The organism is Pseudomonas sp. Pseusp16 (assembly GCF_047324915.1).
Taxonomy (GTDB): domain Bacteria; phylum Pseudomonadota; class Gammaproteobacteria; order Pseudomonadales; family Pseudomonadaceae; genus Aquipseudomonas; species Aquipseudomonas fluorescens_CD.
The window spans coordinates 1,370,849-1,390,584 of sequence record NZ_CP168522.1 but is presented as its reverse complement, the minus strand read 5'-3'; the positions used below and the strand labels follow the sequence as shown (position 1 = coordinate 1,390,584).

The window sequence follows — 19,736 nt, the reverse complement described above, 5'->3', positions numbered from 1 at the left end:
TCTTGATGCGCCCCGGTCGCTGCGACACAGCGGCCGGGACACGAGGATCAGTTGTTGTAGAGGTCCAGATCGCCGAAGTGCTTCTGCTGGATCTGCGCGTAGATGCCCTTGTCGTGCAGGGCCTTGATGGCGGCATTGAGCATGCCTTTGAGCTCTTCGTTGTCCTTGCGCACCCCGATGGCGATTTCCGAAGGCACCAACGGGTCGCTGATGCCTTCGCTGTTCTGGAAGTCCGCGCCTTGCGGCGAGGTCAGGAAACTCATCTGCGCTTGCAGCTTGTCCTGGATCGACGCATCGAGACGGCCATACACCAGGTCGGCATAGACCTGATCCTGATTCTGATAAGCCCGCAGCTTCACCCCGCCCGGCCCCAGCTTGGCCTTGGCGTAGGTTTCCTGAATCGTGCCTTGCATGTAGCCGATGGTTTTACCGCGCAGCGACTCGGCGGTGGGCAGCAGTCCGGAGTCTTTGCGGGTGACGATGGCGGTCGGTCCGGCATAAAGGCGATCGGTAAAGTCGATCTGTTTTTTGCGCGTGTCGGTCACGGTCATCGAAGATTCGATGGCATCGAACTTGCCGGCCTTGAGCCCCGGAATCAGTCCGTCGAAGTCATTGCTGACCCACACGCAAGTCAGCTTCAGCTCGGCACATATCGCATTGCCCAGATCCACGCCGAAGCCCTGGACCCCGCCATCGGCCGTGGTGGATTCAAAGGGTGGGTAGCTTGGGTTGACGCCAAATCGCAGCTCCTTCCATTCCTTGGCGCTGGCGCCCGTGGTGCAGCACAACAACGCGAGTGCCGGCAAAGTCAGCCATTTGATGTTCATCTTCTTGAGTCCCGGATTATTTGGATTTATCGCGATCCGGCGCCTGCGTCGGACCACACTTTTCTGACAGGGGCAGAGAATCGATGCGGTGTTCACCGCAGCCGTTTTTGTTGTTGTTTTCGACCGCAAGCAGCCGGTCGTCGGAGTCGCATTCCATCTCAAGCGGCGATCGACAAGCGCTTGAAACGGACCGCCAGAATGCCAATTGCGGGGAAGGAGCTGGTGTCGTAAGCCCTCGTTAAAACAGCGTGCCTGTGCTGAACGAAGGGCTTTCACAGCCGATTCTGTTGTCTGCTGTAAATCACTGTTTCTCCACTTGGCGGGAGCGGCACAGAACATGTGAGGCTCTTTGCGGCCTTCTTTATCTGCATGACGATGCATCGTGAAGCACCAAGCCGATTCCGCTGTGCACCCTCTGTTTTTCGACTTCTCTCGCTGTATCCGGGGTCAGTATTGGCCGAAATCTTCTCGCCATTGCCTCGACAATGGGTCCGTCGCAAATACATGGACCACCTCCTGAGTCTCAGCTGCCCAAGCGAACGGCAGACCAGGCCGGCATCCCCCCCAGAAAAAAGCGCCAAAAGGAACCCGATATGACCCGTTACATCGACGTCAATGATCTGAGCCGTCTCGTCCAGGAAAAAGGCTTGCCTCGATGCCTGACCGAAATGGCCGAGTACATCCGTCAGGATTACGTACGCTGGCCGGAATTCGAAAAATGCGCGCGCCTGGCGAACCACTCACCCGAGGGCGTGATCGAGCTGATGCCCGTGTCTGATGCAACGCTCTACGCCTTCAAATATGTCAATGGACATCCGAAGAACACGCACAATGGCATGCTGACGGTCATGGCGTTTGGTGCACTGGGAGATGTCGATACCGGCAAACCTGTGCTTCTGAGTGAAATGACCCTGACTACCGCCATTCGCACCGCTGCCACTTCTGCGCTCGCGGCCCGCTACCTCGCCCGACCGGACAGCCGCCGAATGGCACTCATCGGTAATGGCTCACAGAGCGAATTCCAGGCCCTGGCGTTTCATACCTTACTGGGTATTACTCAAATCAGCCTCTACGACATCGACCCTGCCGCGACCGCGAAGCTGGTAGCCAACCTGCGGGCCTATCCCGCCATCCAGGTGACCGCTGCCAAAACCGTCGCCGAAGCGGTACGGGGTGCCGATATCGTGACCACGGTCACGGCCGACAAGGCCTACGCAACCATTCTGACGCCTGAGATGATCGAGCCCGGGATGCACCTCAACGCCGTGGGCGGCGACTGTCCCGGCAAGACCGAATTGCACCGGGACATCGTGGAGCGTGCGCGGGTCATGGTCGAGTACGAACCGCAAAGCCGCATTGAAGGCGAAATACAGCAGATGCCGGCCGACTCACCGATTATCGAGTTCTGGAAAGTCATCAATGGCCAGACTCAAGGTCGCCAGCATGCCGGGGAAGTCACCCTGTTCGACTCGGTCGGCTTTGCCCTCGAGGACTACTCCGCCCTGCGCTATGTGCTGGATGTAGCAACAACGCTCGACATTGGCAGCGACATCCAGCTGGTGCCAGAGCTGCAAGATCCCAAGAACCTGTTCTCGTTGCTGCAGCCTTCGGCAACAGCCGATGTGCAGCCCGTTCACCATGTGAGGTCCCCGGCGCTGGAGATTTGATCCCGACAGCAATCACATCGCGCGAGCACGCGTCTTTTCTACAAGGACTGGGGCACCGGCCAGCCCATCGTGTTCCATCACGGCTGGCCGCTGTCCGGCGACGACTGGGATACCCAATTCAGCTGCGACTTCGCACGAGTGTTTGGATTGCCGCCTTCGAGAGGTGTGACTCGGATTCTTGGGGAAATCCGCAGCAGCGCAAATGGTTGTTGAGCCTGTTTGCAGTTTTTCATTTGCGTGCATCCTCAAGACCGCCTAGGAACGCCCACTGAACGATTCAGCCAATCTGTTGCGTCCACCGGTTGAATCCATAGCCAGAAGTGGACTTTAAAATTCCGGGAGTGTGTGGACTCCATCTGGTTCGCAGACAGGTCTGCTAGCATCCGCTTTTTGTATATTTCTGAGCTACCAGCATGCTACGGATCGCCGCCTGTTCCCTCCTGCTCACAATGGCTTCTCAATCGGTTCTGGCCGAACAGGTTTCCAGTGTGGTGAAGCCACAGTCACTATAAGCGTCGACACGACCCTGCCATTACGATCGACTGAAGGTGCTGACGTCATACTGCGTGTAGAGCGGGGTCCGCGTTCGACGCTCCTGCGGTACGGCACTCAAGGGCACAAGGATGAATGTGAGCAACGAAGCACATCGACTCGGATTACCGACACCGTAATGGTCGCTCAGCATGTCCGCCATGGGGCGGTTGCAACCCTTCGCGACGGGCTGCAATCGGCTGTGGATTCAACCGGTGGACAGATGAGTCCAACTTCCCGACCCCGCGCCACAACAACGGGAAAGCTCCGGTTTTTGTGAACGACCGGGATTGATTGCTTACCCGCCCAGTTCCGCCCCCCTCGTCAGTGTTTCGGACTGTGCGACAGATTTCGAAAAAAAATCGCAACCCCCACGACGCTTCAGGGCTTGCGACTCATTGGCGATACGCCCCTCAAGTTCCCGGGACGTTTTCTACGGCCAGGCCTGCCGTGTTCATTACGGAACGCGCTGGCCTAGTTGTGTACCTCAACCGCGTCGACATCCGGAGCGTCTGGGGCGTCTGGGGCGTCCGCCACATCCTCTCGGGCATTTTTCGCCTCAACTTTGGCAGCCTCTCTGGCATCTTTCGCTTCAACTTTGGCAGCCTCTCTGGCTGCTTTCGCGTCAGCTTTGGCGGCGTCCCTGGCTGCATCTGCAGCAGCCCTGGCAGCATCTCTGGCTGCATCTGCGTCTGCCTTGGCGGCGTCCCTGGCTGCATCTGCAGCAGCCCTGGCAGCATCTCTGGTTGCATCTGCGCCTGCTACGCCAGCAGCTTTTGCGGCGTCTCTGGCTGCATCCGCCTCAGCCCTTGCGGCATCTCTGGTTGCATTTGCAGTAGCTTTTGCCGCATCCCGGGCTGCATCTGCGTCATTTTTGGCAGCGTCCCTGGCTGCATCGGCGGCGTCGTTGTCATTGTCTTTGGCGTTGTCGTTGTCTTTGGCGTTGTCTTTGGCGTTGTCTTTGGCGTTGTCGTTGTCGTTGTCTTTGGCGTTGTCATGCGCATTGCCTGGGCCTCTGTTCCCGGCCATACCACCATGGTCAGCGTCGCCGCGCCCCGGGCCTCCATGACCTTCACCGCCATGGCCTGCCGCACCATGATCGCCACCCTCTCCATGGCCGCCGCCACCGTGACCGCCACCACCGTCACCACCGTGGCCACCGCCTCCGGAGCCTCCACTACCGGAGCCACTGCCGCCGCCACCGTGGCTGCCTCCGCCTTCACCACCGTGACCGCCGCCTCCGGAGCCACCGCCACCGTGACCACCACCACCGCCTCCGCCGCTACCACCACCGCCGCTGCCACCATCTTTGGCATACACGCTGGAGAAACTACCGATGTAATCGGGCACCAGGACAGTCGATGCCGACAGGACTCCGCCAATTGCCAGAGCCAATAAACATTTTTTGAGCTGCATGTTGCAACCTCCGCTTGGAGTTGCGTCGTCATCTCCGTTTCGAACGCAATGTCCAGTGAGTTCCCGGCCGCCCATTGGAGCGGCCAGCCAACCGGCACGAACATAAATCTGCAGCAATAACGAGCAACTGCGGTATCCGCACGATCCTTCAAAGCCAGTCAGTATCATTGCGCGGGAAAAATTCCCACGTTTATGTTAGAGGAGTGCTTTCAGCCCGAGTTCAACAAATAAGTACCAGGACCAAGGCATGCGTTGAGCAAAAACTTCAACCTGCCCCATTGAAGCATCGCCCCTCAGCCGATCGGCTGGTTTAACGAGATGAGTTTTTTCAATGGGATAGACCAGGAGTCTGGCATTCGGATTTACCCGGGGAACCAGGGTCAAATCAAAATAACCCCCGAATGTCGAGGCAATCACTGCGAAAGGAATAAATTTTGAGGGTCCTTGCCCGAGTCGTGCCTATAATTTTTCAGATACCGACCCCATTGGTCAGTGAATACAAATGCCCGCAGATGACAATTCTCAGCCCGGTTCTGACGTTCTCTTCGACGAAGCTGACTGCGGCTTACTGCTGACCGCAGAAAATGGCGAGATCGTACAGGTCAACCTCACGTTCTGCCGTTGGTTAGGCTACCGGCGAGAAGAGCTGCTCGGTCGTCACATCCAGGACTTGATGAGCCTCGAGGGAAGGACGTTCCACAAGATGTACTGGGCGCCCCTCATGCAGATACAGGGCGTCGTGGCTGACGTGAAGTTCGATCTCGTTCACTACAACGGACATTCCATTCCAATGATGCTCAGCGCCATCAGCTGTGAGCATTCTGCTGGCATATTTCATGAAATGACCCTGTTCAAAGCCGCGGGCAGCCAAAGGTACGAGCGCGAACTGCTCAATGCCCGAATGCTTGCCGAAAGGCATTTGGCGAAACACCTCAAGGACCAACGTGTACTGGATATGACCCAGGACAAGTTGCGCATCACGTACGCTGCGGCTGAGGACAGGGCCCTGTTCGCCGAGCAGCTTATCGGAATTGTCAGTCATGACCTGCGCAACCCGTTATCGGCCATAAAGATGGCGACTGAACTGCTGGGCCGCAGGGAGATGGATGCTAAACAGGTGCAGATACTTGGCCACATCACCCATTCGGCAGAGCGTGCGCAGCGCCTGGTGGCCGATCTGCTGGATTTCACCTTGACTCAGGTCGGGCGAGGTATCTCGGTCCTGCCAAAACCCGTCGATTTACACGAACTGGTGGCCGATTGCCTGGACGAGTTGAGCCTGGCTTTTCCCGGGCATGAGTTGACCCATCTGCGGTATGGGCAAGGTGATTTTTCTGCAGACAGTGATCGGCTCTATCAGCTCATCGGCAACCTGGTCGCCAATGCAGTCGCCTACGGCGCCGCCGATAGCGAAGTCACCGTTTCTACACGCATTGAAGATCAAGCGGTCATTATTACCGTGCACAATTTTGGCACCCCAATACCTGAGGTGTTGCTTGGAGATTTGTTCGAGCCGATGATCCGAGGCAGTCATGACAATGCCGAACTCAGAAGTGTCGGGTTGGGTCTGTTCATCGTTCGGGAGATCGCAAGGGCGCACTACGGCGAAGTGGCTGTCACTTCTACTCTCACCGCCGGTACAACATTCACTGCAACCTTTCCTCGCACCTTGAATTAGCCTGGATTGCCCCTCACTCAGCCCCATCGCCCCTCCATTACTAGCCGACGATAGCCTGGAGTGACTGGCCGCTGTGGGTCGCTTCAGTCGGTCGCGACAGGCTGAAAACGGCGAGAAGCGGCCTCCCAGGCAGGCCTGCGAACCCTGGGAGGTTCAACCGGCTGGCTTGAGCGTCTCCCGATGATCCGCCCATTTCAACAGTGCATCCAGTGCTGGACAAAGCACCTGCCCTACTCTGTCATCCGATACTCCACCTTGGGTAGTACTTGCACATAGGCTCTGCTTCACCAAGGGGTTGGAGGTCATCAAGCCCTGGAAGCAAACCACACAGCACAAGCCGCAACCAGGGAGGCCGCGGCTCTTCAAATGCTGAGTTGAGCGCCTGACCGGGGGAATTTCCCCGCCGGCTGACGATAGCGAAATATCAATTACCAGCAGTCGTCAGGGAGCCAGGCATCTAACGTTTCCCCTTCAAGGAGACTACGCAAAGATAAGCACCCCAAAGCAGACCACACACGGCAAGTATCAGCTCCGGATTGAAAATGTTCTGATCGACCGGCGCCACCCGGATTTCGCTGTAAAGGCACAAGGCGCCAGCGATCAACGCCATAAAGTAGTTGGTCCGGGTTCTCGTCCGGCGCAGCAACAGAACCTTTTTCAGACCCTCGTCTTTCCACTCTTGCCGGGGCATGCACTGGATTTCCTCCAGCACCACCACACCCCACAGCAACGCGCACAACCAGTAGCCAATCATCATGTAGTCCTCCAGTTGGAACTTTGATTCAACATGAATGCAGCGCGTATTCCGCGCTCAACCTACAAATTTTGCAGAGAGGTCAATATGCTTGAGTTGAACGGATCCCACTATCGACGTTAGCTGGACATCCTTGTGGAGATATCGGCCAAGCGTTTGTAGTGGTTCCACTACAGGCAGGCTGGATCGGCTGCGTCGGATGGCAAGGCGTTCTAGGTCAACAGGCCGTTTTCCAGTGCATAGCGGGCCAGTTTGGCATTGCTGTCCATCCCGGTTTTTTCCAGGATGCGTGCCCGGTACGTCGTGACGGTACTCGGGCTCAAGTGCAGTATCTGGGCGATGCGGACAATTCTCTCGCCTGCTGCGAGCAGCTTGAGTACTTCAAGTTCCCGGTCGGATAGTGCTTCGTGGGGTGCCGCGTCGCCTCTGCCGATAGCGTTGACCAGTTTTTCCGCCAGCTCAGGACTGACGTGCTTGCCGCCTGAGGCCACCTTGCGAACTGCCGCAACCAGGGTGGCTGCGGAAATATCCTTGGTGAGGTATCCCGCAGCGCCGTGCTTCATGGCGCGTAATGCATAGGCCTCGACCGAATGCATGCTCAACATCAGAACGGCGAGCCTGGGCTTCTCCGCACGCATCAGCTTGAGGAGTTGGAGACCGGTTTTGTCGGGCAGCTGGATATCGACCAGCGCCACGTCGAAATCCTGCTCCCGGATCAGCAGCATTGCGTCCTGTGCCGTCTCTGCTTCACCTGTTACTTCGATCTCGCCGGCAGTCTCCAGCATGCGTCGCACGCCGTTGCGCACGATGCTGTGATCATCCACCAGCAAGACTCTGATTTTTTGCTCAGGCATCTGTATTTTCCATTCGTACCCGCACTAACCCTGCGGCCAGTGACCGGCAAGCCACGGAATCGGCTGCAGAGCTTGACGTTAGCAGGCCGCGATTGCATTGCAAGATGACAATTTCCCCTGGATCCGGGGCATTGCGCCAACCTTGCTAGTATTCCCTAAGCTGACGCTCGGTTTTCACCATGGGAAACACTGCGTGGCATCAACTTTGACTGGACACAGACATGGCCACAGTAACGACACCGATCGAAGTTTTCGACATGAAGACGTTGCTGGCAGCGCTGCAGGCGTTGCGCAAAGGTGACTTCACTACGCGCATGCCGGAAGACTGGACCGGCATGCCGGGCAAGATCGCCGACACGCTCAACGAAATCATCGACATGGCAGCCGACACCACCACCGAATTCGAACGCGTGGCGCGACTGATCGGCAAGCAGGGCAAGGTCGATGAGCGCATCGAATTGCCGATGATGAAAGGCTCATGGCAAAAGATCGTCAACTCGAGCAATGCGCTTACCAGCGACCTCATCAGCCCGATGAACGAGATCATTCGCGTTGTCGGTTCGGTGGCCGAGGGTAATCTGAGCCAACAGGTACCACCGGTACTCAACGGCCTGAAACTGCGGGGCCAGTTCCTCAAGTCCGCCGGGATCGTGAACACCATGGTGACGCGACTGGGCTCCTTCGCTTCCGAAGTGACCCGCGTAGCCCGCGAAGTCGGCACCGAAGGGATTCTCGGTGGGCAGGCCAATGTCAAAGGAGTGTCCGGCACCTGGAGGGATCTGACCGATTCCGTCAACGACATGGCCGCCAACCTGACCACCCAGATGCGCAACATCGCTTACGTGACGACCGCGGTGGCCAAAGGCGATCTGGGCAAGACGATTACCGTCGAAGCCAAGGGTGAGATTCTCGAGCTGAAAAACACCATCAACACCATGGTCGGCCAGCTCTCGAGCTTCGCTGCGGAGGTGACCCGCGTGGCGCTGGAAGTCGGTACCGAAGGCAAGTTGGGCGGTCAGGCGGAAGTGCGCGACGTATCAGGCACCTGGCGCGACCTGACCGAATCGGTCAACGGCATGGCGGCCAACCTGACCACCCAGGTGCGCAACCTCGCCCAGGTGACGACGGCGGTGGCGCGTGGCGACCTCGGCAAGAAAATTACCGTTGAAGCCAAGGGCGAGATTCTCGAACTGAAAAACACCATCAACACGATGGTCGACCAGCTCTCCAGCTTCGCCGCAGAGGTGACCCGCGTGGCGCTGGAAGTCGGCACCGAAGGCAAGTTGGGCGGACAAGCCGAAGTGACCGGCGTATCCGGTACCTGGAAGGACCTGACCAATTCGGTCAATGGCATGGCGGCCAACCTGACCACCCAGGTGCGCAACATTGCCGACGTGACGACGGCGGTGGCCAACGGCGACCTGTCGCGCAAGATCACAGCCGAAGCGAAAGGTGAAATTCTCCAGCTCAAGGAAACCATCAACACCATGGTGGACCAGCTCTCGACCTTTGCCGACGAAGTGACGCGCATGGCCCGCGAAGTGGGGACTGACGGCAAGCTTGGTGGACAGGCCAAGGTGGCGGGCGTTGGCGGAACCTGGAAAGACTTGACCGACTCGGTCAACAGCATGGCGGCCAACCTGACCAATCAGGTGCGCAACATCGCCGACGTGACGACGGCGGTGGCAAAGGGCGACCTGGGGCGCACGATTACCGTGGAAGCCAAAGGCGAAATCATGGAGTTGAAGAACACCATCAACACAATGGTGGACCAGCTCAACAGCTTTGCCGCCGAAGTGACGCGGGTAGCACGCGAAGTCGGCACCGAAGGAAAGCTCGGCGGGCAGGCACAGGTGCAAGGCGTGTCCGGCACCTGGAAGGATTTGACCGAAAACGTGAACTTCATGGCGGCCAACCTGACCAGCCAGGTGCGAGGCATCGCAAAAGTGGTGACCGCGGTAGCCAACGGCGACATGAAGAAGAAACTGACACTGCAAGCCAAGGGCGAGATCGCCGAACTGGCGGACACCATCAACGGTATGACCGATACGCTGGCGCTGTTCTCCGACCAGGTGACCTCGGTGGCGCGTGAAGTGGGCGTCGAGGGCAAGCTGGGCGGCCAGGCCAACGTGCCCGGTGCTGCCGGCACCTGGCGCGACCTGACCGACAACGTGAACGGCCTGGCGGCCAACCTGACCAATCAGGTGCGTGCAATTGCCGACGTGGCGACTGCCGTGACCAAGGGCGATCTGACCCGTTACGTGGAGGTGGAAGCAAAGGGTGAAGTGGCGGAATTGAAGGACAACGTCAACGAGATGATCCGCAACCTGCGGGAAACCACGCGGCAGAACGCGGAACAGGACTGGCTCAAGACCAATCTCGCGAAATTTACCCGCCTGCTGCAGGGCCAGCGCGATCTGGCGGCTGTCTCCAAGATGGTGCTGTCGGAACTGGCTCCGCTGATCAACGCCCAGCACGGTGTGTTCTACATGATGAACGAGAGCCCGCCCGATCCTGCGAAACTCAAACTGCTGTCGGCGTATGCGTACAAGGGCAACATCAATGTCAACGATGAGTGGCGGCTCGGCGAGGGCCTGGTCGGGCAATGCGCTTACGAGAAGCGGCGCATCCTTTTGACCGATGTCCCCGGCAATTACGTCGCGATTTCATCGGGACTGGGTGCGGCCGCCCCGCTGAATATCATCGTGTTGCCGATCCTGTTCGAGAACAAGGTCAAGGCCGTCGTCGAAATGGCTTCATTCACGCGCTACAGCGTCATTCATCAAACCTTCCTTGATCAGCTTGCTGAATCGATTGGCATCGTGCTCAACACAATCGAAGCCAATATGCGTACCGAAGAACTGCTCAAGCAGTCGCAATCGCTGGCGCAGGAGTTGCAAAGGCAACAGGAAGAATTGCGCCAGACCAACGAGGAACTGGAGGACAAGGCTGGAATGCTGGCGGAGCAGAAAGCCGAAGTCGAGCGCAAGAACCGCGAAGTCGAAATCACCAAGCTGTCGCTGGAGGAGAAGGCGGAGCAGTTGACGCTGACTTCGAAGTACAAGTCCGAATTCCTCTCCAGCATGTCCCATGAGCTCAGGACGCCATTGAACAGCTTGCTGATCCTGGCCCAGCAGCTCAGCGACAACGCCGAACACAATCTCACCCCCAGGCAGGTCGAATATGCCAGGACCATCCGTAGCGCCGGCAAAGACCTGCTGGAGCTGATCGACGAGATTCTCTATCTGTCGAAGATCGAGTCGGGTACGGTCACACTGGATCTGAATGAAGCGCTGTTCGCCGATCTGCACGACCAGATCGAGCGCACCTTCCGGCCGGTCGCCGAAAGCCGGGGCCTCACCTTCACGATTGAACTGGCGCCTACCCTGCCCCCCGTCATCTGGACCGACGAAAAGCGCCTGCTGCAGGTGGTCAAGAACCTGCTGTCCAACGCCTTCAAGTTCACTGAGCAAGGCAGCGTCAAGATCAGCATCGCACCCGCTGTGTCCGGGTGGAGCGTGGATCACAGCGAACTGAATCACGCCGAAGCGGTGGTCGCCTTCGTGGTCACCGACACCGGCATTGGAGTCTCTGCCGGCAAGCAGAAACTCATCTTCGAAGCGTTCCAGCAAGCAGACACCGGAACCTCACGAAAATACGGCGGCACCGGCCTCGGTCTGTCGATCAGCCGCGAGCTCGCACACCGGCTGGGCGGTGAGCTGCGGCTGATTGCCGGTGAGATCGGCAAGGGCAGCATTTTCGCGCTGTACGTGCCCTTGCGCACACGGGATGCCCAGCGTCAGTCGCCAGACGAATCAGCGACAGAGGTAGAGACAGTACCTGACCAGGTCAGGCGCGACCTCATGCCAGGCCCGTCTGCACAGATACTGGACGACCGCGAGTCTGTCCAACCCGGGGACCAGGTGCTGCTGATGCTCGAGAGCGACGCCCGATTCGCCAGTATTCTGCTCGAGGCCGCGCGCCAGAAGGGATTCAAGGCTATCGTCACGACCCGTGGCACGGATGCGCTGGAGCTTGTCGAGCGCTTCAAGCCCGCCGCGATCACCCTGGACCCGGGCCTGACGGACATCGATGGCTGGTTGCTACTCGAGCAGTTGAAGCGAGATTTCGCCACGCGTCACATCCCGGTCCAGATCATTTCGACCGCTGACGACCGCACACGCGGGCTGCGCTATGGCGCTTTCGACTTTTTGCTCAAACCGGTCACAGCCGACGAAATTCAAAATGCGCTGGTCGGCATCGTGGCGTTCGCACGACGCAAGACCAGGAGTCTGCTGCTCGTCGACGGCGACGAAGGCAGCCGCGCCCGCATCCTCGATCTGCTCGGCAATACCGACGTGAAGGTCGCAACGACCGACAGCGGCGCTGGAGCCTTGAAGAAACTGGCAAAGAAACGCTACGACTGCATGGCAATCAACCTCAAACTGCCCGACGCATCCGGTATCAGCTTTCTCGAAGCGTTGCAGGAAGACCACGCAATGCGTGAATTGCCAATCGTGGTCTATGGTGCAGAGACACTGACCAAGCCGGAACACGAGCGTTTCAGGACACTGCTCGGCAAGGGCGTCATCAAGGCAGTTCAATCCCCCGAGCGCATACTCGACGAAACCGCGCTGTTTCTACACCGCGTCGTAGCCAGGCTGCCGCAGACCCAGCGCAGGATGCTGGAAAAACTCTATGAGGGCTCGGACAGTCTGGAGGGCAAAAAAGCCCTGGTGGTCGACGATGACGTGCGCAATATCTTTGCCCTGACCAGCGTGCTCGAGTGCAACAAAATGCTGGTGGCCACGGCCGAAAACGGCCGGACCGCCATAGAACTGCTGCAGCAGCAGCCCGATACCGACATCATCCTGATGGACATCATGATGCCCGGGATGGATGGCTTTGAAACCATGCGCCAGATCCGTACATTCAAAAGATTTGAGACCCTGCCCATGATTGCGCTGACGGCCAAGGCGATGATGGGTGATCGTGAAAAGTGCCTCGAGGCAGGAGCATCGGACTATGTCAGCAAGCCGGTGGATACCGACCAGCTGCTGTCACTGATGCGCAAATGGCTCTATCGATGACGCTGGACCACGCCCATTGCGCGACAGCAAAAGTGGCATTGTGCACAAGTTTACCGGTGCTGCCGTCAAGGCTGGAGACGCTGGCGCAAACTGAAGTGGCATAAATATGCAGCAGGAACCCCCGGTACTCAAAGAGATAACCCAGGTGCGGCAACCGCTCCCGCCTGATGGCGTGCCAGCATCGGTGTTGCTGGTGGATGACAACCCCGCCAAGCTTACGGCGCTGGCCGCGGTGATTGCCGACATGGGCCTGGATATTGCCACGGCGACTTCCGGGCGCGAGGCACTGCGCCTGCTATTGCAGCGCGACTTCGCAGTCATCCTGCTCGACGTGAAAATGCCCGTGATGGACGGTTTTGAAACCGCGGCACTGATTCACGGCCGCCCGAAGTCGGCCCACACGCCCATCATCTTCGTCACAGCCGAGGCCGATACGGATACCGAGCGTTTCCGCGGTTATACGTCCGGCGCAGTGGATTACATCTTCTCGCCGATTGTGGCCGAAGTTCTTCGCGCCAAGATCCGGGTGTTTGTCGACCTGTTCTACCTGCAGCGCAAACTGACGATGCAGGCCGAAGAATTGCTGCAATCGAAGCTGCAACTGCGTGAGCTGGCCTCCTATCAGGAGCACATCAAGGAAGAAGAGCGAAAGCGCATCGCACGCGACATCCATGACGAGCTGGGACAGAGTCTGCTGGCGTTGCGAATCGATGTCTCCATGTTGCAGGCGCGCACCAGTACCATGCACCCCAAGCTCAACGAAAAGGCCAGCGATGCGCTGAATCACCTCGATACAGCCATCCGCAGTGTCCGCAGTATCATCAATGAACTTCGGCCGCCCGTACTCGATCTGGGATTGCAGGCAGCGATCGAGTGGCAACTTGAAGAGTTCCGCCAGCGCAGCGCGGTCGATTGCACGATGTCGGTGAAAGACCAGGATTTGCGTTGCGAGCTGAATGAAAAATCCGCCACGACACTGTTTCGCATCGTCCAGGAGTCGCTGTCGAACATTGCCCGGCACGCGCAAGCGACACAGGTGCATATCGAACTCTACAGGGACGGTCGCCGACTCTACCTACAGATCAAAGACAATGGCGTAGGCATGACCGATCGCAAAAAATTGAACTCGTTCGGACTGGTGGGGATGAAGGAACGCATCAGCATGCTGGGCGGGGAATTCACCATCGACAGCGCACCGCACAAAGGAACGAGACTGACGATATCGCTGCCACTCGACTGACCCGGATGGCATTGAAACACTATGGCCCGGGCCTTTCAGACCGGCCAACCAGGGGCGGTGTATTTTAATCGTCGCTCCCCAAGAGACCGGACGATCAATCGCACAGATGGCATAATCGCAAACTGTTTATAACAGGGGCGCATGAATGACCGTCGAAAGCTATGACCAACTCGCGATCTTCTCGGCCGTGGCCCAGGAGCGCAGTTTCACCCGCGCCGCCGCCAGGCTCGGCATGTCTCAACCGGCCTTGAGCCGGGCGATGCGTCAGCTGGAGGAGCGACTGGGGGTCAGGTTGCTTGCTCGCACCACGCGAAGCGTCTCCCCCACCGAAGCCGGCGAGCATTTGCTGCGGGTGATCGCCCCCCGGTTCGAAGAAATCGACAGTGAGCTGGCATTGCTCAGCGAGTTCCGCGACAAGCCGGCCGGCAAATTGCGCATCACGGCGGGTGAGCACTCGGCGATTACGCTGTTGCATCCTGTGCTGGCGAAGCTGCTGCCCGATAATCCCGATCTCAATATCGAAATCATCGTCGACTACGGCTTGACCGACATCGTCGCGGAAGGCTTCGATGCCGGTGTGCGCCTGGGCGAGCAAGTCGCCAAGGACATGATCGCGATGCGCATCGGCCCTGACATGCGCATGGCGGTGGTGGGCTCTCCGGCGTATTTCACCCGTTATCCCAAACCAGTCATCCCCAGTGACCTCATGATGCACAACTGCATCACCCTGCGCATGCCGACTTACGGCGGCCTGTTCCTCTGGGAGTTCGAAAAAGACGGACAAGAACTGAAGGTACGGGTCGAAGGCCAACTGGTGTTCAACAACATCGCCATGCGCCTGGAGGCGGCCCTCCAGGGACTGGGACTGGCCTATATGCCGGAGGACCTGGTGCTGGAGCATGTAGCGCAAGGTCGGTTGGTTCACGTGCTCCAGGACTGGTGCGAACCCTTTGCTGGCTACCACCTCTATTATCCGAGCCGGCGCCAGAGTTCACCGGCCTTCACCTTGCTGCGCGAAGCCCTGCGCTATCTGGGTTGATTAGGCTGGACGCTATCCAGCGCTTCACCGGCGCGCTTGGCCGCGGCGGCATCACCCTGGTCAGCCAGCAGTTGAACCAGCTGACGTAACTGCGCAGCCGTCAGGCCGACCCGCAGGCTGGCAGCCATGTGCGAGCGCAGTTGCGGCTCGACACCGGGAGTGACGGCTAAAGCCGCGACGGTGGCCAGTTCACGACTTTGCCAGTCCAGGTTGTCGCGCTCGAAGATGTCGCCAAACAGATGCGCCTGCAAATACTGGTTGATGACGGGAACGAAGTCGAACAACGGGCCCTGTACCGGCGCACCGGCGATTCGCGTCTGATTGGCTTTGCCCGCCGCGAGCAGTTCATCGCCTACGGGAATGACCCGGCCGGGCTCGCGCCCCGGATCGTCCTGAACCCCGCGTTGCTTGCGTGCCTCGACCACCTTCATCAACTCGCCGAGTGCATTGAGGCTGCGTGGAAAACCGCTGTAGGCGTAGAGCTGCACCAGAGTTTCCTTCGCCTCGCTGACCGTGAGGCCGGCATCCAGCCCTTGATTCAATGCGGTATTGAGCGCGGACATGTTGCTCGTGGCCATGGCGGCGGCCATCAACGGGATGGCCTGTTGCCTGGCGGACAGCGTCCCGGATACCGGTTGGGTCGCAGTCTGGGCTTGCGGTGCCTGCGAACCTTGGGCGTTGTATTGCTCGTCGGTCACTTTCTCCAGCCATTGCACACTCTTGCCATCCACCGAGCCCGTCACGGCCAGGTGCGTCATGGCGCTCGTCGCAGCGGCGCCATGCCAGTGCTTGACGCCCGGCGGGCAGACGATCACGTCGCCCGGGCGGATTTCCTGCACCGGCTTGCCCCATTCCTGGACCCGCCCCACGCCGGAAGTCACCACCAATCGCTGTCCTGCGGGATGGGTATGCCAGGCCGAGCGCGCGCCCGCTTCGAAGCTGACATAAGCACCGGAAGCATTGATCTCGTCCGTGGCGGGAAACAAGGGATCGACGCGTACCCGCCCGGTGAAATAGTCCGCGGGGCCCGCAACCGAAGCCTGACTGCCCGCCCGGCTAATCTGCTGCACAGTCCGGGACTCACTGGCATTGTCTGCACCGACGGCGTCGGCAAAAGGCGCCGCGGCGCACACCGCGATGCCTATCAAGGTGTTCTTCATGAGGACGTATCCCTTCAAGTCAGAGCGTTCTGGCGTAAAACGCGGTCAACTGGCCCATTGCGACGTCCACATACGCAGGCACCCAGTAGGTGTCGATATGGGTCGCGCCATCGATGGTGAACAGTTTTTTGTCCTGGGTACCGGTAGCCTTGGCAAAGGCTTGTTGCGACATGTACAGGCTGTCGGCCTTGCTGCCTGCAATCATCAGCAACGGCTTGTCGATCAGCTCGATCTGATCCGTGGCATCGAAGCTCATCAGGTCCATCAGGCTGCTCTGGGTGTAACGGAAGGTCGAGTTGGGGTGAGCGTGGGTCTTGCCGTAGTACTCGAAGCCCTGTCTGTACAGATCGAACGGCAGCCTGGCAATCTGCTCATCAGTCAGCCTGGCATCACCGACGTAGAGCACCTCCCCACCCGCCGCTTCCTGGGCGCGGGCCGCCGACGCCTGCTGCAAGCGATCCTGGATCGTCGACAGCTGCGAATCCTGGTAGCCATTTCGGCGAACCAGCCCGGAGTTGAACATGCTCAAGGTCGCAATCGCCTGGAAGCGCTTGTCGGTCCGCGCCGCCGCCAATGAATAACCGCCACCGCCGCAGATACCCAGCAAGCCCAGACGCTTGCTGTCGACGCCGGGATAGCCGGCAATGAAGTCCGCCATGCCATGGATGTCATCGATGCGATGCGCCGGTTTGTCGACATTGCGCGGCTCACCACCACTGGCCCCCTGATACGCCGCATCCGCCGTGATCGTGATGTAACCCTGATCCGCCAGACGCTGGGCATACAGGCCCGCAACCTGCTCCTTCACCCCACCATTGGGGTGCGCCACGACGACGACCGGGTATTTTCTCGCCGCATCATAGTTCGCCGGGGTGTAAACGTTGGCGGCAATGTCCAGGCCATCGAGCTTGTAGGTGACCGGATGGATGTTGACCTTGCCCGGTTCGTTCTTCGTCAGCGCGCCACCGTAGGTCAACGTGAATGGATTCTTCCTGTAGTCGCCGGCTTCGGCTTCGGCACCGGACATCCCGATCATGGCGGCCATCAACGTGGCCTTGAGCGTGGTTCGCATCATGGGAATACTCCTGATATTTCAAATGTGTGTGAGGGGCGGCCGATATCGCCGCGCTCCTGGTCAATCCAGATGTTTTTCAGCGAGAAACCGCGAAACCAGATCCGCGATCTCGACGTTGTTAATGTCCGAAAAAGGAAAGTGGCTATTGCCCTTGATACCGATCTCCGGCAGGTGAACGAGCCTGACGTCACCGCCATGGCGATTCACCGTATCGCGCCACAGGCGCGCCATCTCGAGCCGTGCGCGCCAACTGTCCTGGGCCGGTAGCCGAACGGGTTGGTCGGGGATGTTGTCGCCGTAGAAGATAACGATGGGGATTCGGGTCAGTGCTTTGAACTGATCCGCCGATACGGCCAGGCCAGAGAGCGTGTCGAACGCGCTGGCAATCGGTGCGGGCACCTCCCCCTCTGGAAACACGAAACCGCTGCCCGGTTCGAACGCCACGATGGCCCGCACGTTCGAGCTTTTGATCGCCGCCAGCCAACCGGGGCCGCCACCCTGGGAATGCGTAAACAAGATGGCCGGACCGGTCTTTTCCAACAGAGCGCACACGCCATTGGATACGACGTCAATGTCGTAGGGTCCGGTATTGGGCGTCATCGCCCGAAAGAACTGCTCCAGCGCCGTCTGCCCACGTGGAAACTGGCTGCCTTCGAAAATCTCGGGCCACAGGCCGATGCGAAACTGGTTGAACCACAGTTGCTCGTCCGGCACCGGTTTGATCGTCGTTTCAACCAGGCTGCGTCCCGCATCGCCACGGCGCGGCTGGTCGATCAGGTACGTGGAGAATCCCCGCCGCAGGAAAATGTTCTGGAACCCTTCACGGCCGTCGGCCGTTGTCTCCCAGGACTTCGCGGACTGCCCCGCGCCATGCAGCATGAGAATCGGCAGCGGACGAGCGCCGACGGGAACCTGATAGAACGCATACACATGATCGCCGTGATAGGTCTGGCCATCGGGCATCAACGGTTTGTAGGGGTCGAAGGTTCCCGGCTGAGTGATCGATCCACCGCCGGCAGTGAGGCTGCCCTGATCCTTGATGATCAGCGGGGCGTGATCGTCAGCGCCGACACACGCCCCGGCGCCCAGTGCGAAACAAAGACTGCCGGCCTTTGCCGCGGCGGGCACGCATTGACGGATGAAGCTCTGGATCATGACTTGCTCTCGGTCTGATATCGCCGGGAAGCAAATTACCTGTCATCGATTAATCGATAAAGCGCGCCAATCACATAGCACTGATACCAGATTCACATAAGTCTGATTGGCAGTACGAAAAGTTCACCACTTGCGCAAGTGGTGAACCTGGGCCGGAAGCAGCCCTTCGTGACAACCAATAGCGGCCATTCATCAACACTCATGGCTTAGGCCGTCTGCCTACGTATAGCGAGAATCGCAGCCCCAAACCCGATGAACGTTACCCCCACCACCCGGCTAACCCAGCGGGACAACTCGGGTCGTACCAGCACGCCCTTGGCACGCGAGGCCAGCGCGGCATACAAGCTCAACGACGACACCGAGAGCGCCATGAAAATCGCGGTCAGGATCAGAAATTGTGGGAACAGGGCTGCGCCTTGGTCGATGAACTGCGGGAACAACGCCGTAAAAAACAGAGTCGCCTTGGGGTTGGAGAGCGCGGTAAAAAACGCCGACCTGTACAGTTTTAGTCGTGTGGGCCGCAGGCGCTGCTCCTCCTGAACGCCATCAGCCAGCAGCGGCGTCTTGTTGAGCAACTGCCTCACCCCAAGGTAGAACAGATACCCGGCGCCGACGATCTTTACCATGTTGAACAACCCTTCGGAGCTGGCAAGCAGTGCCCCCAACCCCAGCATCGCAGCCGCCGACAGGCAGAACAGGCCACTGGCATTGCCCAGCGAGGACCACATTGCGCTGCGTTGGCCATGGGCGAGGCTGTTGTTGATCGCCATCAATGTCGCAGGCCCCGGGCTGGCGATGGCAATCGCGGCGACCAGGGTAAATGCCAGCATAGTGTTCGGGTCCATGGTTCCAGTCTCGTAGAAAATTGAGGGCATACTACCGAAGGCTTCGTTGCCTGATGATGCAAATTACTCATCACCTACAGGAGCAACCGGAGCACCGCCAGCGACGCCACAGCAATAGCGACTGTGAACAGCATCGGTAACCGCCACGCGGCAACCAGTGTGATGCCCAATGCAATCAACTCTTCAGGATGAGGCGAGACGAAGTGTGGAGCGATCACCGAGATCAGCACGCACCCCGGTGCGGCCTCCATGACCGCGTGGGCACGTGGCCCGAGCTTGCGTTTGCGCAGCAGCAGATATCCCGCCAGGCGTGTTGCATAGGTGGCTGACGCCATGCCCACGATCGTCAGCAAAGCCGCCATGCTGATCATGGCTCTATCGCCCGCAGGCAAGTGAATAGCATCC

General features: G+C 59.1%; 15 protein-coding genes and 1 pseudogene. 7 read left to right on the top strand and 9 right to left on the bottom strand.

The annotated features are described in order from the left end of the window. Nucleotides 1-47 precede the first annotated feature (47 nt). Nucleotides 48-827, bottom strand: coding sequence for a transporter substrate-binding domain-containing protein (locus tag ACEN8Q_RS06045; RefSeq protein WP_322617977.1), 780 nt, complete (start codon nucleotides 825-827; stop codon nucleotides 48-50). Between the two features lie 593 nt (nucleotides 828-1,420). Here ACEN8Q_RS06045 and ACEN8Q_RS06040 point away from each other — a divergent pair. Then, on the top strand, nucleotides 1,421-2,494 hold the full coding sequence (locus ACEN8Q_RS06040) for an ornithine cyclodeaminase (protein WP_413704734.1): 1,074 nt from the start codon (nucleotides 1,421-1,423) through the stop codon (nucleotides 2,492-2,494). Between the two features lie 33 nt (nucleotides 2,495-2,527). Next, nucleotides 2,528-2,611, top strand: a pseudogene (locus ACEN8Q_RS06035) (alpha/beta fold hydrolase); the annotation flags it as partial. An 888-nt stretch (nucleotides 2,612-3,499) separates the two neighbouring features. On the opposite strand, the gene ACEN8Q_RS06030 reads toward ACEN8Q_RS06035, so the two are convergent. Beyond that, a complete protein-coding gene (locus tag ACEN8Q_RS06030; RefSeq protein WP_413704733.1) occupies nucleotides 3,500-4,054 on the bottom strand; it encodes a hypothetical protein in 555 nt (184 codons plus the stop codon). Between ACEN8Q_RS06030 and ACEN8Q_RS06025 the strand changes: the two genes are divergently transcribed. Together ACEN8Q_RS06025 and ACEN8Q_RS06020 are read left to right on the top strand one after the other, a co-directional pair. Then, nucleotides 4,022-4,423, top strand: coding sequence for a hypothetical protein (locus ACEN8Q_RS06025; RefSeq protein ID WP_413704732.1), 402 nt, complete (start codon nucleotides 4,022-4,024; stop codon nucleotides 4,421-4,423). The genes ACEN8Q_RS06030 and ACEN8Q_RS06025 overlap by 33 nt on opposite strands. Before the next feature lie 520 nt (nucleotides 4,424-4,943). Next, the gene (locus ACEN8Q_RS06020; protein ID WP_413704731.1) at nucleotides 4,944-6,119 is read left to right on the top strand and encodes an ATP-binding protein; all 1,176 of its coding nucleotides are present in this window, start codon (nucleotides 4,944-4,946) and stop codon (nucleotides 6,117-6,119) included. Between the two features lie 457 nt (nucleotides 6,120-6,576). Here the strand turns inward: ACEN8Q_RS06020 and ACEN8Q_RS06015 are convergent, their stop codons facing one another. Then, nucleotides 6,577-6,876 (bottom strand): hypothetical protein, encoded by a 300-nt coding sequence (locus ACEN8Q_RS06015; protein WP_413428213.1) that lies wholly within the window; start codon nucleotides 6,874-6,876, stop codon nucleotides 6,577-6,579. Between the two features lie 209 nt (nucleotides 6,877-7,085). Beyond that, entirely contained in the window at nucleotides 7,086-7,727 is a 642-nt protein-coding gene (locus ACEN8Q_RS06010) for a response regulator (RefSeq protein ID WP_413428214.1), read from the bottom strand. Nucleotides 7,728-7,948: 221 nt separating this feature from the next. Between ACEN8Q_RS06010 and ACEN8Q_RS06005 the strand changes: the two genes are divergently transcribed. From ACEN8Q_RS06005 to ACEN8Q_RS05995, 3 genes are all read left to right on the top strand, one after another. Next, nucleotides 7,949-12,817, top strand: coding sequence for a HAMP domain-containing protein (locus tag ACEN8Q_RS06005; protein WP_413704730.1), 4,869 nt, complete (start codon nucleotides 7,949-7,951; stop codon nucleotides 12,815-12,817). Nucleotides 12,818-12,923: 106 nt separating this feature from the next. Then, nucleotides 12,924-14,057: a response regulator gene (locus ACEN8Q_RS06000; protein WP_413704729.1), complete on the top strand. Its 1,134-nt coding sequence runs from the start codon at nucleotides 12,924-12,926 to the stop codon at nucleotides 14,055-14,057. 145 nt (nucleotides 14,058-14,202) lie between these two features. After that, complete coding sequence (locus ACEN8Q_RS05995; RefSeq protein WP_413704728.1) at nucleotides 14,203-15,096, top strand: LysR family transcriptional regulator; 894 nt, start codon at nucleotides 14,203-14,205, stop codon at nucleotides 15,094-15,096. Here ACEN8Q_RS05995 and ACEN8Q_RS05990 read toward each other — a convergent pair. The 5 genes from ACEN8Q_RS05990 to ACEN8Q_RS05970 form a co-directional block, all read right to left on the bottom strand. Continuing rightward, complete coding sequence (locus ACEN8Q_RS05990; protein ID WP_413704727.1) at nucleotides 15,084-16,256, bottom strand: cupin domain-containing carboxymuconolactone decarboxylase family protein; 1,173 nt, start codon at nucleotides 16,254-16,256, stop codon at nucleotides 15,084-15,086. The genes ACEN8Q_RS05995 and ACEN8Q_RS05990 overlap by 13 nt on opposite strands. Before the next feature lie 19 nt (nucleotides 16,257-16,275). Next, nucleotides 16,276-17,331 carry an alpha/beta hydrolase gene (locus tag ACEN8Q_RS05985; protein ID WP_413428219.1) on the bottom strand — a complete coding sequence of 352 codons (1,056 nt, stop codon included), beginning with the start codon at nucleotides 17,329-17,331 and terminating at the stop codon, nucleotides 16,276-16,278. Nucleotides 17,332-17,391: 60 nt separating this feature from the next. Continuing rightward, nucleotides 17,392-18,486, bottom strand: a complete 1,095-nt coding sequence (locus tag ACEN8Q_RS05980; RefSeq protein ID WP_413704726.1) for an alpha/beta hydrolase — start codon at nucleotides 18,484-18,486, stop codon at nucleotides 17,392-17,394. Nucleotides 18,487-18,692: 206 nt separating this feature from the next. Beyond that, entirely contained in the window at nucleotides 18,693-19,331 is a 639-nt protein-coding gene (locus ACEN8Q_RS05975; RefSeq protein WP_413704725.1) for a LysE family translocator, read from the bottom strand. Nucleotides 19,332-19,405: 74 nt separating this feature from the next. Further along, complete coding sequence (locus ACEN8Q_RS05970) at nucleotides 19,406-19,702, bottom strand: AzlD family protein (RefSeq protein WP_413704724.1); 297 nt, start codon at nucleotides 19,700-19,702, stop codon at nucleotides 19,406-19,408. Nucleotides 19,703-19,736: the final 34 nt, after the last annotated feature.

What these genes read in the sequence shown, in the direction of transcription:
- ACEN8Q_RS06045 (WP_322617977.1), bottom strand. Translation starts at nt 827, where the DNA reads ATGAACATCAAATGGCTGACTTTGCCGGCACTCGCGTTGTTGTGCTGC.
- ACEN8Q_RS06040 (WP_413704734.1), top strand. Translation starts at nt 1,421, where the DNA reads ATGACCCGTTACATCGACGTCAATGATCTGAGCCGTCTCGTCCAGGAA.
- ACEN8Q_RS06025 (WP_413704732.1), top strand. Translation starts at nt 4,022, where the DNA reads ATGCGCATTGCCTGGGCCTCTGTTCCCGGCCATACCACCATGGTCAGC.
- ACEN8Q_RS06030 (WP_413704733.1), bottom strand. Translation starts at nt 4,054, where the DNA reads ATGGCCGGGAACAGAGGCCCAGGCAATGCGCATGACAACGCCAAAGAC.
- ACEN8Q_RS06020 (WP_413704731.1), top strand. Translation starts at nt 4,944, where the DNA reads ATGCCCGCAGATGACAATTCTCAGCCCGGTTCTGACGTTCTCTTCGAC.
- ACEN8Q_RS06015 (WP_413428213.1), bottom strand. Translation starts at nt 6,876, where the DNA reads ATGATGATTGGCTACTGGTTGTGCGCGTTGCTGTGGGGTGTGGTGGTG.
- ACEN8Q_RS06010 (WP_413428214.1), bottom strand. Translation starts at nt 7,727, where the DNA reads ATGCCTGAGCAAAAAATCAGAGTCTTGCTGGTGGATGATCACAGCATC.
- ACEN8Q_RS06005 (WP_413704730.1), top strand. Translation starts at nt 7,949, where the DNA reads ATGGCCACAGTAACGACACCGATCGAAGTTTTCGACATGAAGACGTTG.
- ACEN8Q_RS06000 (WP_413704729.1), top strand. Translation starts at nt 12,924, where the DNA reads ATGCAGCAGGAACCCCCGGTACTCAAAGAGATAACCCAGGTGCGGCAA.
- ACEN8Q_RS05995 (WP_413704728.1), top strand. Translation starts at nt 14,203, where the DNA reads ATGACCGTCGAAAGCTATGACCAACTCGCGATCTTCTCGGCCGTGGCC.
- ACEN8Q_RS05990 (WP_413704727.1), bottom strand. Translation starts at nt 16,256, where the DNA reads ATGAAGAACACCTTGATAGGCATCGCGGTGTGCGCCGCGGCGCCTTTT.
- ACEN8Q_RS05985 (WP_413428219.1), bottom strand. Translation starts at nt 17,331, where the DNA reads ATGATGCGAACCACGCTCAAGGCCACGTTGATGGCCGCCATGATCGGG.
- ACEN8Q_RS05980 (WP_413704726.1), bottom strand. Translation starts at nt 18,486, where the DNA reads ATGATCCAGAGCTTCATCCGTCAATGCGTGCCCGCCGCGGCAAAGGCC.
- ACEN8Q_RS05975 (WP_413704725.1), bottom strand. Translation starts at nt 19,331, where the DNA reads ATGGACCCGAACACTATGCTGGCATTTACCCTGGTCGCCGCGATTGCC.
- ACEN8Q_RS05970 (WP_413704724.1), bottom strand. Translation starts at nt 19,702, where the DNA reads ATGATCAGCATGGCGGCTTTGCTGACGATCGTGGGCATGGCGTCAGCC.